The organism is Thermomonas sp. (assembly GCF_046293095.1).
Classification (GTDB): Bacteria; Pseudomonadota; Gammaproteobacteria; order Xanthomonadales; family Xanthomonadaceae; genus Thermomonas.
In genome coordinates this window covers 1-12740 of record NZ_JBKBPN010000011.1, presented here as the reverse complement: position 1 = coordinate 12740, position 12740 = coordinate 1, and the positions used below count along the sequence as shown (strand labels likewise).

Sequence of the window (12740 nt, the reverse complement as noted above, 5' to 3'; positions counted from 1 at the left end):
TCCCTGACCAACGAGCAGATCGTCGACGCCATCGCCGCCAAGTCGCTGATGGAAGTGATGGAGCTGGTGAAGGCCATCGAAGAGAAGTTCGGCGTCTCCGCCGCCGCCCCGGTGATGGCCGTCGCCGCCGCCGGTCCGGTCGCCGCCGTGGAAGAGCAGACCGAGTTCAACGTCATCCTGAAGAGCGCCGGCGACAAGAAGGTCGAAGTGATCAAGGCCGTCCGCGCCATCACCGGCCTGGGCCTGAAGGAAGCCAAGGACCTCACCGAGGCCGGCGGCACCGTGAAGGAAGGCGTGTCGAAGGAAGACGCCGAGAAGATGAAGAAGGACCTCGAGGCCGCCGGCGCGACCGTCGAAATCAAGTAATCCTTCGTTGCGTCGCCGGGCTGCACATGCTGGCGACCACCAAAGGCTGGGGGCGAAAGCCCCCGGCCTTTGGCCGTTGTTGAGATACCCGTAGCAGACGTACCGAGTTGGCAGTTGGAAGTAGCGGGAGAGGGCGTGCTGGTGCCGGCAATACCAGCGACTTCCCACTGCCAGTTTGACATTCCCCCGTTGGCCGCCACGGCGGCCGCACATGACGAGGCGCACGCTCCATGACCACCGCCAAACAGTATTCGTTCACCGAAAAGAAGCGCATCCGCAAGGACTTCGGCAAGCGCCGCTCGATCCTCGAGGTGCCTTACCTGCTCGCCATCCAGGTGGACTCCTACCGCGAGTTCCTGCAGGAGCACGTCGATCCTGCCGCACGCGAGGACAAGGGCCTGCACGCCGCGCTGAAGTCGGTGTTTCCGATCAGCAGCTACAGCGGCAATGCCGCGCTGGAGTACGTGAGCTACAAGCTGGGCGAACCCGCTTTTGACGAGCGCGAGTGCCGCACCCGCGGGCTGTCGTACGGCGCGCCGCTGCGCGTCACCGTGCGCCTGGTCATCTATGACCGCGAGTCGTCCACCAAGGCGATCAAGTACGTGAAGGAGCAGGAGGTCTACATGGGCGAGATCCCGCTCATGACCGACAACGGCACCTTCATCGTCAACGGTACCGAACGCGTCATCGTCTCCCAGCTGCACCGCAGCCCTGGCGTGTTCTTCGACCACGACCGCGGCAAGACCCACAGCTCGGGCAAGCTGCTGTTCTCCGCGCGCGTCATCCCCTACCGCGGCTCCTGGCTGGACTTCGAGTTCGACCCGAAGGACGCGCTGTACACCCGCATCGACCGCCGCCGCAAGCTGCCGGTCAGCGTGCTGCTGCGCGCATTGGGCTACTCCAACGAGGAGATGCTCAACGAATTCTTCGACATCAACACCTTCCACATCCAGCAGGAAGGCGTGCAGCTGGAGCTGGTGCCCGAGCGCCTGCGCGGCGAAACTCTGGACTTCGACCTGGCCGACGGCGACAAGGTCATTGTCGAGGCCGGCAAGCGCATCACCGCGCGCCACGTCAAGCAGCTCGAGGCTGCCGGGGTTGCCGCGCTGGCGGTTCCGGACGACTACATCCTGGGCCGGATCCTCTCGCATGACGTCGTCGATCCTGCCACCGGCGAGTTGCTGGCCAGCGCCAACGACGAGATCAGCGCCGACATCCTGGAGAAGCTGCGCAAGGCCGGCATCGCCAGCGTTGGCACGATCTGGGTGAACGACCTCGACCGCGGTCCGTACCTGTCCAACACCCTGCGCATCGACGGCACCAAGACCCAGCTGGAAGCGCTGGTCGAGATCTACCGGATGATGCGTCCCGGTGAGCCCCCGACCAAGGACGCGGCGCAGAACCTGTTCCACAACCTGTTCTTCACCTTCGAGCGCTACGACCTCTCCGCGGTCGGACGCATGAAGTTCAACCGTCGCCTTGGCCGCAAGGAAGTCACCGGCGCCCCAGTGCTGTTCGACGCCAAGTACTTCGCCGACCGCAAGGACGAGGAGTCCGTGCGCCTGCGCAACGAAGTGGGCGGCGGCTCCGACATCCTCGACGTGATCCGCGTGCTGTGCGAAATCCGCAATGGCCGCGGCACCGTGGATGACATCGACCATCTGGGCAACCGTCGCGTGCGTTCGGTCGGCGAGATGGCCGAGAACGTGTTCCGCGTGGGGCTGGTCCGCGTCGAGCGCGCGGTCAAGGAGCGCCTGTCGATGGCCGAGTCCGAAGGCCTGACCCCGCAGGAGCTGATCAACGCGAAGCCCGTCGCCGCCGCGATCAAGGAGTTCTTCGGCTCCTCGCAGCTGTCGCAGTTCATGGACCAGAACAATCCGCTGTCCGAGGTCACCCACAAGCGCCGCGTGTCGGCGCTGGGCCCGGGCGGCCTGACCCGCGAGCGCGCCGGCTTCGAAGTCCGCGACGTGCACCCGACCCACTACGGCCGCGTCTGCACCATCGAGACGCCGGAAGGCCCGAACATCGGCCTGATCAATTCGCTTGCGGTGTTCGCCCGCACCAACAAGTACGGTTTCCTGGAAACGCCGTACCGCAAGGTGGTGGACGGGGTGGTCACGGACGAGGTCGAGTACCTGTCGGCGATCGAAGAAAACGAATACGTCATCGCCCAGGCTAATGCGCCGCGTGATGACAAGGGACGCATCACCGCGCAGTTCGTGGCGTGCCGCTACCAGGGCGAGAACCTGCTGAAGCCGCCGAGCGAGATCCATTACATGGACGTCTCGCCGATGCAGACCGTGTCGGTGGCGGCGGCGCTGGTGCCGTTCCTGGAGCACGACGACGCCAATCGCGCGCTGATGGGCGCCAACATGCAGCGCCAGGCCGTGCCGACCCTGCGTGCCCAGAAGCCGCTGGTGGGTACCGGCATCGAGCGCGCGCTGGCGCGCGACTCCGGCGTGACCGTCAACGCCCGCCGTGGCGGCGTGGTGGAGCAGATCGACGCCGCCCGCATCGTGGTGAAGGTCAACGAGAGCGAGATCTCCGGCGAGCAGGATGCCGGCGTCGATATCTATTCGCTGGTCAAGTACACCCGTTCCAACCAGAACACCTGCATCAACCAGCGTCCGCTGGTGAGCGTGGGCGATGTGGTGGCGCGTGGCGATGTGCTTGCCGACGGTCCGTCCACCGACATCGGCGAGCTGGCGCTGGGCCAGAACATGCTGATCGCGTTCATGCCTTGGAACGGCTACAACTTCGAGGACTCCATCCTGCTCAGCGAGCGCGTGGTGGAGGAGGATCGCTACACCACGATCCACATCGAGGAGTTGACCGTCCAGGCCCGTGACACCAAGTTGGGGCCGGAGGAGATCTCCGCCGACATCCCGAACGTCTCCGAGCAGGCGTTGAGCCGCCTCGACGAATCCGGCGTGGTCTACATCGGTGCGGAGGTGCGCGCCGGTGACATCCTGGTCGGCAAGGTCACGCCGAAGGGCGAAAGCCAGCTGACCCCGGAGGAGAAGCTGCTGCGGGCGATCTTCGGCGAGAAGGCGTCGGACGTGAAGGACAGTTCGCTGCGCGTGCCGCCGGGCATGGATGGTGTGGTGATCGACGTGCAGGTGTTCACCCGCGACGGCATCGAGAAGGACAAGCGCGCGCGCCAGATCGAGGAAAACGAGATCCGCCGCGTCAAGAAGGACTTCGACGACCAGTTCCGCATCCTCGAGAATGCGATCTATGCGCGCCTGCGCGAGCAGCTGCTCGGCAAGGTGGCCAACGGCGGCCCGGGCGTGAAGAAGGGCGACACCGTGTCGTCGCTGGTGCTGGACGGCATCAAGCGGTCGGACTGGCTGCAGCTGCGCATGAAGGATGACGACGCGGCCGATGCGATCGAGCGTGCCGCCAGGCAGCTCGAGGCCCATCGTGAGGAGTTCGAGCGACGCTTCGCCGACAAGCGCAGCAAGATCACCCAGGGCGATGACCTCGCGCCGGGCGTGCTCAAGATGGTCAAGGTGTTCCTGGCGGTGAAGCGCCGCATCCAGCCGGGCGACAAGATGGCCGGCCGCCACGGCAACAAGGGCGTGGTGTCCAACATCGTGCCGGTCGAGGACATGCCTTACATGGCCGATGGCCAGACCATCGATATCGTGCTGAACCCGCTGGGCGTGCCGAGCCGAATGAACATCGGCCAGGTGCTGGAAGTCCATCTGGGGCTGGCGGCCAAGGGGCTGGGCCAGAAGATCCAGCGCATGCTGGATGCGCAGGCCAAGATCGCCGATTTGCGCAAGTTCCTCGACGAGATCTACAACCACGACCGTGGAACCCACATGGAGCGCGTGGATCTGTCGCAGTTCAGTGACGAGGAACTGCTGGCGATGGCGAAGAACCTGACCGACGGCGTGCCGATGGCTACCCCGGTCTTCGATGGCGCCAATGAGGCCGAGATCAAGGCGATGCTGCGGCTGGCGGAGCTGCCGGAGTCCGGCCAGATGCAGCTGTACGACGGTCGCACCGGCGAGGCATTCGATCGCAAGACCACGGTGGGCTACATGCACATGCTCAAGCTGAACCACCTGGTCGATGACAAGATGCACGCCCGTTCCACCGGCCCGTACTCGCTGGTCACCCAGCAGCCGCTGGGCGGCAAGGCGCAGTTCGGCGGCCAGCGTTTCGGCGAAATGGAAGTCTGGGCGCTGGAAGCCTACGGCGCGGCCTACACCCTGCAGGAAATGCTGACGGTGAAGTCCGACGACGTGCAGGGCCGCAACCAGATGTACAAGAACATCGTCGATGGCGAGCACGAGATGGTCGCCGGCATGCCGGAATCCTTCAACGTGCTGGTGAAGGAAATCCGCAGTCTGGCCATCAACATGGAACTCGAGGAGCACTGAGTTTCGCGACGGCGCGGCGTTGATGCCGCGCCGCCCCGCAGGACCCATTGCCCCCGACCCGGAGAATCCCAATGAAAGATTTGCTGAACCTCTTCAACCAGCAGCGCCAGACGCTCGACTTCGACTCGATCAAGATCGCGTTGGCCAGCCCGGACCTGATCCGTTCGTGGTCGTACGGCGAGGTGAAGAAGCCCGAGACGATCAACTACCGCACCTTCAAGCCGGAGCGCGACGGCCTGTTCTGCGCCGCCATCTTCGGTCCCATCAAGGATTACGAGTGCCTGTGCGGCAAGTACAAGCGCATGAAGCACCGTGGCGTGGTGTGTGAGAAGTGCGGCACCGAGGTGACCCTGGCCAAGGTGCGCCGCGAGCGCATGGGCCACATCGATCTGGCCTCGCCGGTTGCCCACATCTGGTTCCTCAAGTCGCTGCCGTCGCGCATCGGCCTGATGCTGGACATGACCCTGCGCGACATCGAACGCATCCTGTATTTCGAAGCGTTCGTGGTGACCGAGCCGGGCCTGACCCCGATGGAACGCGGCCAGCTGCTCACCGAGGAGCAGTTCCTGCAGGCGCGCCAGGAGCATGGCGACGACTTCGACGCCGCGATGGGCGCAGAGGCGATCTACGAGTTGCTCCGCACCATCGACCTGCAGAGCGAAATGGTGCAGCTGAAGGAGGAGATTGCCTCTACCGGCAGCGAGACCAAGCTCAAGCGACTGACCAAGCGGATCAAGCTGATCGAGGCTTTCATCGAATCCGGCAACCGCCCGGAGTGGATGGTCATGACCGTCCTGCCGGTGCTGCCGCCGGACCTGCGTCCGCTGGTGCCGCTGGACGGTGGCCGCTTCGCCACGTCCGACCTGAATGACCTGTACCGCCGCGTCATCAACCGCAACAACCGCTTGCGCCGCCTGCTGGAGCTCAACGCGCCCGACATCATCGTGCGCAACGAGAAGCGCATGCTGCAGGAGTCGGTGGACGCGCTGATGGACAACGGCCGCCGCGGCCGTGCCATCACCGGCACCAACAAGCGCCCGCTCAAGTCGCTGGCCGACATGATCAAGGGCAAGCAGGGCCGCTTCCGCCAGAACCTGCTCGGCAAGCGCGTCGACTACTCCGGCCGTTCGGTCATCGTGGTCGGCCCGTACCTCAAGCTGCACCAGTGCGGCCTGCCGAAGAAGATGGCGCTGGAGCTCTTCAAGCCGTTCATCTTCGCCAAGCTGCAGGCCCGCGGCCTTGCCACCACCATCAAGGCGGCGAAGAAGCTGGTCGAGCGCGAGGAAGCCGAGGTGTGGGACATCCTCGAGGAGGTCATCCGCGAGCATCCGGTCCTGTTGAACCGCGCCCCGACCCTGCACCGCCTTGGCATCCAGGCGTTCGAGCCGGTGCTGATCGAAGGCAAGGCGATCCAGCTGCACCCGCTGGTCTGCACCGCGTTCAACGCCGACTTCGACGGTGACCAGATGGCCGTCCACGTGCCGCTGTCGCTGGAAGCCCAGCTGGAAGCACGCGCGCTGATGATGGCCTCCAACAACATCCTCTCGCCCGCCAACGGCGAGCCGATCATCGTGCCGTCGCAGGACGTGGTGCTGGGCCTGTACTACATGACCCGCGCGCTGGAGAACAAGGCGGGCGAGGGCATGGTATTCGCCAACATCGCCGAAGTGAAGCGCGCCTACGACAACCGCGTGGTCGAGCTGCACGCCAAGTGCAAGGTGCGCATCACCGAGACCGTGGTCGCCGAGGACGGCAGCCGCAGCCAGCAGACCTCGATCGTGGATACCACGGTCGGTCGTGCCCTGCTGCGCGAGATCCTGCCGGAGGGCCTGCCGTTCGCGCTGGCCAACACCGAGCTGACCAAGAAGAACATCAGCCGCCTGATCAACAGCTGCTACCGCATGCTGGGCCTGAAGGACACGGTGGTGTTCGCCGACAAGCTGATGTACACCGGCTTCGCCTATGCCACCCGCGCCGGCGTGTCGATCGGTATCGACGACATGACCATCCCGGCCGAGAAGAAGGCGATCCTGGCCGAGGCCGAGGCCGAGGTGCTGGAGATCCAGCAGCAGTACCAGTCGGGTCTGGTCACCGCCGGCGAGCGCTACAACAAGGTGGTGGACATCTGGTCGCGCACCAACGAGCGCGTCGCCAAGGCGATGATGGACACCATCGGCACCGAGAAAGTGGTCAACGCCAAGGGCGAGATCATCGACCAGAAGTCGATGAACTCGATCTACATCATGGCCGACTCGGGCGCGCGTGGTTCGCAGGCCCAGATCCGCCAGCTGGCCGGCATGCGCGGCCTGATGGCCAAGCCGGACGGCTCGATCATCGAGACGCCGATCACCTCCAACTTCCGCGAAGGCCTGAACGTCCAGCAGTACTTCATCTCGACCCACGGTGCCCGCAAGGGCCTGGCGGATACCGCGCTGAAGACCGCGAACTCCGGTTACCTGACCCGTCGCCTTGTCGACGTGGCGCAGGACGTGGTGATCACCGAGACCGACTGCGGGACGCTCAACGGCCTGACCCTGACCCCGATCGTGGAAGGTGGCGACGTGGTCGAACCGCTGAAGGATCGCGTGTTGGGCCGCATCGTGGCCGAGGACGTGTTCCTGCCGGGTAACGACGAGGATCCGTTCATCACCCGCAACACCCTGATCGACGAGCAGTGGGCTGCCAAGCTGGAAGAGGCCGGTGTGCAGGTCATCAAGGTCCGCAGCACCATCACCTGCGAGTCCTCGTTCGGCGTGTGCGCGCACTGCTATGGCCGCGACCTGGGCCGTGGTCATCTGGTCAACCACGGCGAGGCGGTAGGTGTGGTGGCCGCACAGTCGATCGGCGAGCCTGGCACCCAGCTCACGATGCGGACGTTCCACATCGGTGGCGCGGCGTCGCGTGCCGCGGCCATCGACAACGTCACGGTCAAGACCACCGGCTCGGTGAAATTCAACAACCTGAAGTTCGTCAAGCACGCCGACGGTCATCTGGTCGCGGTGTCGCGTTCGGGCGAACTCTCGGTGCTGGACAACCACGGCCGCGAGCGCGAGCGCTACAAGCTGCCGTATGGTGCCACCCTGCAGGTGCAGGATGGTGGTGCGGTCAAGGCGGGCCAGACCGTCGCCAACTGGGATCCGCACAATCACCCCATCGTCTCTGAAGTGGCAGGTTTCATCCGCTTCGTGGACTTCGTCGATGGCGTGACCGTGATCGAGAAGCTGGACGAGCTGACCGGCCTTGCCTCGCGCGAGATCACCGATCCGAAGCGTCGCGGCAACCAGGGCAAGGATCTGCGTCCGCTGGTGCGCATCGTCGACAAGGACGGCAAGGACCTGGTGATCCCGGGTACCGACCTGCCCGCGCAGTACCTGCTGCCGCCGCGCTCGATCGTCAACCTGCAACACGGCGCCGCCGTGGGCGTGGGCGACGTGGTCGCCAAGATCCCGCAGGAAGCGTCCAAGACCCGCGACATCACCGGCGGTCTGCCGCGCGTGGCCGACCTGTTCGAGGCGCGCAAGCCGAAGGATCCGGCGATCCTGGCCGAGAAATCCGGCGTGGTCTCGTTCGGCAAGGACACCAAGGGCAAGCAGCGCCTGATCATCAAGGGGCCGGACGGCGAGGAGCACGAGGAGCTGATCCCGAAGTACCGCCAGATCATCGTGTTCGAAGGCGAGCACGTCGAGAAGGGCGAGACGATCGTGGATGGCGAGCCCAGCCCGCAGGACATCCTGCGCCTGAAGGGCGTCGAGGAGCTGGCGGCCTATCTGGTCAAGGAAATCCAGGACGTCTACCGCCTGCAGGGCGTGAAGATCAATGACAAGCACATCGAGGTGATCATCCGCCAGATGCTGCGCAAGGTCGAAGTGGTGGACCAGGGCGATTCGAAGTTCCTCAATGGCGAGCAGATCGAGCGTCAGCGCGCCATCGAGGAGAACGCCCGCCTGGTGCGCAAGGGCGAGATCCCGGCCAAGGTGGAGCCGGTATTGCTGGGCATCACCAAGGCGTCGCTGGCGACCGAGTCGTTCATCTCCTCGGCATCGTTCCAGGAGACCACCCGTGTCCTCACCGAGGCGGCGGTGCGCGGTACCCGCGATACCCTGCGCGGCCTGAAGGAGAACGTGATCGTGGGTCGCCTGATCCCTGCCGGTACCGGCCTGACCTACCACAACCAGCGGCGCAAGAACGCCACCGGTCTCACCGAGGCCGAGATGGCGACCCTGGCCGGCGAGCCGGCCGAGGCCGAGCCTGCGGAGTAATGCGGTTCTCCCGTCCCGGCGAAGGTCGGGACGGGCTTGCTTTCCTGCCGGGCATTGCGTATGCTTGCCCGGTTTTCCGATGGCGTATGCCATCCAGATCACCAAATGAGGTCGCATGGAGCGCCTCGTGTTGGGTCCAGGACGGACGGGATCGCAGATGAATCACCGCTGCCCGCATTGCGGGCGGGGTGGTTTTTCGGATATGGCTGCGTTTGGTCGCAAGATCGAGCGCGGGCCGTATCTTTTCGTCTTGGTTGGCTGGATTGCGGTATGGATCCGGCCTGCTTTGTCTCCGAATGGGCCCCAGGCCCGCCAATAGAGCCCTGAAATGGCAACGATCAACCAGCTGGTGCGCAAGCCGCGCAGCCCGGAAACCTACAAGAGCACTTCGCCCGCGCTGGCCAACTGCCCGCAGCGTCGCGGCGTGTGCACCCGTGTGTACACCACCACCCCGAAGAAGCCGAACTCGGCCCTGCGCAAGGTGGCCAAGGTGCGCCTGACCAACGGCTACGAGGTCATCTCGTACATCGGTGGTGAAGGCCACAACCTGCAGGAGCACAGCGTGGTGCTGATCCGCGGCGGCCGCGTCAAGGACCTGCCGGGCGTGCGCTACCACACCGTGCGCGGCTCCCTGGACGCCGCCGGTGTCGCCAAGCGCAAGCAGGCGCGTTCGAAGTACGGCGCCAAGCGTCCGAAGTCCTAAGAGGCGGGCCGGCCCGGTGTCATCCGGGTGACAGGTTCATCCACGCAGAATAACGGTGGGCTGCCGCCCGCCCTACGAGAGAAGCAACATGTCCCGTAAAGGCAATACCCCGCAGCGTTCGGTGCTGCCGGACCCGAAGCACGGAAGCGAAACCATCGCCCGCTTCATCAACATGGTGATGCAGAGCGGCAAGAAGTCGGTGGCCGAGAAGATCGTGTACGGCGCAATGGACGTGATCAGCGAGAAGAACCCGAACGCCCTTGAGCTGGTCGAGAAGGCGCTGGGCAACGTCGCGCCGTCGGTCGAAGTGAAGTCCCGCCGCGTCGGTGGCGCCACCTACCAGGTGCCGGTCGAAGTGCGCGCCTCGCGCCGCATGGCCCTGGCAATGCGCTGGCTGATCGAGTCCGCCCGCAAGCGCGGCGAGAACTCCATGCCGCGCAAGCTGGCCGGCGAGCTGATGGACGCTTCCGAAAACCGTGGTGGCGCGATCAAGAAGCGCGAAGAAACCCACCGCATGGCCGACGCCAACAAGGCGTTCGCCCACTACCGCTGGTAATCCCGGCGGTTCCGCGGGGCTGGCGGCGAAACCTGCCGCCCTGCGCCGTGGCCCCGGACGGGCCGCGACACCCCGGAAGCCGCCGCAAGGCGGCCTTCGGTCATTCCGAAATCCGAAATCATTGAGAGGCTCCCGTGGCCCGCACCACTCCCATCGAGCGTTACCGCAACTTCGGCATCATGGCCCACATCGATGCCGGCAAGACCACCACGTCCGAGCGCATCCTGTTCTACACCGGCAAGAGCCACAAGATCGGCGAAGTGCATGATGGCGCGGCCACCATGGACTGGATGGAGCAGGAGCAGGAGCGTGGTATCACGATCCAGTCCGCTGCTACCACCGCGTTCTGGAGGGGCATGGACAAGTCCTTCCCGGAGCACCGCTTCAACATCATCGACACCCCCGGGCACGTCGATTTCACCATCGAAGTGGAGCGTTCGTTGCGCGTGCTGGACGGTGCGGTGTTCGTGCTGTGCGCCGTGGGCGGCGTGCAGCCGCAGTCGGAGACCGTGTGGCGCCAGGCCAACAAGTACCACGTGCCGCGCATCGCGTTCGTCAACAAGATGGACCGCACCGGCGCTAACTTCTTCAAGGTCCGTGATCAGCTGAAGTCCCGCCTGGGTGCCGTGCCGGTGCCGATGCAGGTGCCGATCGGCGCCGAAGACAATTTCGAAGGCGTGGTTGACCTGTTGAAGATGAAGGCCATCCACTGGGATGCCGCCTCGCAGGGCATGAACTTCGAATACCGCGACATCCCGGCTGACCTCATGGAGGTGGCCGAAGAGGCGCGCAATTTCATGGTCGAGGCTGCAGCCGAAGCCAACGAAGAATTGATGGACAAGTACCTCGGTGGCGAAGAGCTGAGCGAGGACGAGATCGTTGCGGCCCTGCGCCAGCGCACCCTGAGCACCGAAATCGTGCCGATGTTCTGCGGTAGCGCGTTCAAGAACAAGGGCGTGCAGGCGATGCTGGACGGCGTCATCAAGCTGCTGCCGTCGCCGGTCGATGTGCCGGATGTGCGCGGCGTGGACGTGGACGACGAGACCAAGGTGCTGACCCGCAAGTCGGACGACAAGGCGCCGTTCTCGGCGCTGGCGTTCAAGATCATGACGGATCCGTTCGTGGGCTCGCTGACCTTCTTCCGTGTCTATTCGGGCACACTCAGCGCCGGCGATCAGGTGCTGAACTCGGTCAAGGGCAAGAAGGAGCGCATTGGCCGTCTGCTGCAGATGCACTCCAACCAGCGCGACGAGATCAAGGAAGTGTTGGCGGGCGATATCGCCGCCGCCGTTGGTCTGAAGGATGTGACGACCGGCGACACGCTGTGCGCCATCGACGCACCGATCGTGCTGGAGCGCATGAGCTTCCCGGAGCCGGTGATCTCCATGGCGGTCGAGCCGAAGACCAAGTCCGACCAGGAGAAGATGGGCAACGCCCTGAGCCGTCTGGCGCAGGAAGACCCGTCCTTCCGCGTGCGTACCGACGAGGAATCCGGCCAGACCATCATCGCCGGCATGGGCGAGCTGCACCTGGACATCATCGTTGACCGCATGAAGCGCGAGTTCAACGTGGAGGCCAACGTCGGCAAACCGCAGGTGGCGTACCGCGAGACCATCCGCAAGTCGGGCGTCAAGAGCGACTACAAACACGCCAAGCAGTCGGGCGGCAAGGGCCAGTACGGCCACGTGGTGATCGAGCTGTCGCCGATGACCGCCGAAGACAAGGCCAACCCGGATGCCAAGAACGATTTCCTGTTCATCAACGAGATCACCGGCGGTGTGATCCCGAAGGAGTTCATCCCGGCGGTCGAGAAGGGCATTCGCGAAACCATCACCAGCGGCCCGCTGGCCGGCTACCCGGTGGTGGGCGTCAAGGTGAAGCTGGTGTTCGGCTCGTACCATGACGTTGACTCGTCTGAAATGGCGTTCAAGCTCGCCGCGTCGATGGCGTTCAAGGAGGGTTTCCGCAAGGCCGACCCGGTCCTGCTGGAGCCGATCATGAAGGTCGAGATCGTCAGCCCGGAGGATTACCTGGGCGACGTGATGGGCGACGTGAGCCGCCGCCGCGGCGTGCTGCAGGGCCAGGACGACAGCCCCTCGGGCAAGATCATCAACGCGATGATCCCGCTGGGCGAAATGTTCGGTTACGCCACTTCGCTGCGTTCGATGACGCAGGGTCGTGCGACCTTCTCGATGGAATTCGACCACTACGAAGAGGCGCCGAACAACATCGCAGAATCGGTCATCAAGAAGGCCTGATCCCCGGCGTCCGGCGACCGGCCCGCGCGTGCGGTGCCTGCCGTCCGGCGCATTGGTTCCTAATCCAAAATCTCTGGAGTTATCAACATGGCTAAGGGTAAGTTCGAGCGCACCAAGCCCCACGTGAACGTGGGCACGATCGGTCACGTGGACCACGGCAAGACGACGCTGACGGCGGCGCTGACGAAGGTGGGCGCGGAACGTTTC

At 64.8% G+C, this 12740-nt stretch carries 7 protein-coding genes; all 7 read left to right on the top strand.

All coding sequences use genetic code 11. From position 1 onward, the window contains the following. The coding region (gene rplL, locus ACK4SG_RS12930) for a 50S ribosomal protein L7/L12 (RefSeq protein WP_409602371.1) at positions 1-366 on the top strand (366 nt) is incomplete at its 5' end. 230 nt (positions 367-596) lie between these two features. Next, on the top strand, positions 597-4757 hold the full coding sequence (gene rpoB / locus ACK4SG_RS12925; RefSeq protein ID WP_409602369.1) for a DNA-directed RNA polymerase subunit beta: 4161 nt from the start codon (positions 597-599) through the stop codon (positions 4755-4757). A gap of 71 nt (positions 4758-4828) precedes the next feature. Then, complete coding sequence (gene rpoC / locus ACK4SG_RS12920; protein WP_409602367.1) at positions 4829-9016, top strand: DNA-directed RNA polymerase subunit beta'; 4188 nt, start codon at positions 4829-4831, stop codon at positions 9014-9016. Between the two features lie 328 nt (positions 9017-9344). Beyond that, positions 9345-9719: a 30S ribosomal protein S12 gene (rpsL, locus tag ACK4SG_RS12915; RefSeq protein ID WP_028840187.1), complete on the top strand. Its 375-nt coding sequence runs from the start codon at positions 9345-9347 to the stop codon at positions 9717-9719. 88 nt (positions 9720-9807) lie between these two features. Further along, positions 9808-10275 carry a 30S ribosomal protein S7 gene (gene rpsG, locus ACK4SG_RS12910; protein WP_409602364.1) on the top strand — a complete coding sequence of 156 codons (468 nt, stop codon included), beginning with the start codon at positions 9808-9810 and terminating at the stop codon, positions 10273-10275. A 134-nt stretch (positions 10276-10409) separates the two neighbouring features. After that, positions 10410-12533 (top strand): elongation factor G, encoded by a 2124-nt coding sequence (gene fusA, locus ACK4SG_RS12905; protein ID WP_409602362.1) that lies wholly within the window; start codon positions 10410-10412, stop codon positions 12531-12533. An 87-nt stretch (positions 12534-12620) separates the two neighbouring features. Then, a partial coding sequence (locus ACK4SG_RS12900) for a GTP-binding protein (protein WP_302073503.1) occupies positions 12621-12740 on the top strand: 120 nt, incomplete at its 3' end.

Bases quoted from the DNA above. Each gene is read 5' to 3' on its own strand.
- rpoB (WP_409602369.1), top strand. From the start codon at position 597: ATGACCACCGCCAAACAGTATTCGTTCACCGAAAAGAAGCGCATCCGC.
- rpoC (WP_409602367.1), top strand. From the start codon at position 4,829: ATGAAAGATTTGCTGAACCTCTTCAACCAGCAGCGCCAGACGCTCGAC.
- rpsL (WP_028840187.1), top strand. From the start codon at position 9,345: ATGGCAACGATCAACCAGCTGGTGCGCAAGCCGCGCAGCCCGGAAACC.
- rpsG (WP_409602364.1), top strand. From the start codon at position 9,808: ATGTCCCGTAAAGGCAATACCCCGCAGCGTTCGGTGCTGCCGGACCCG.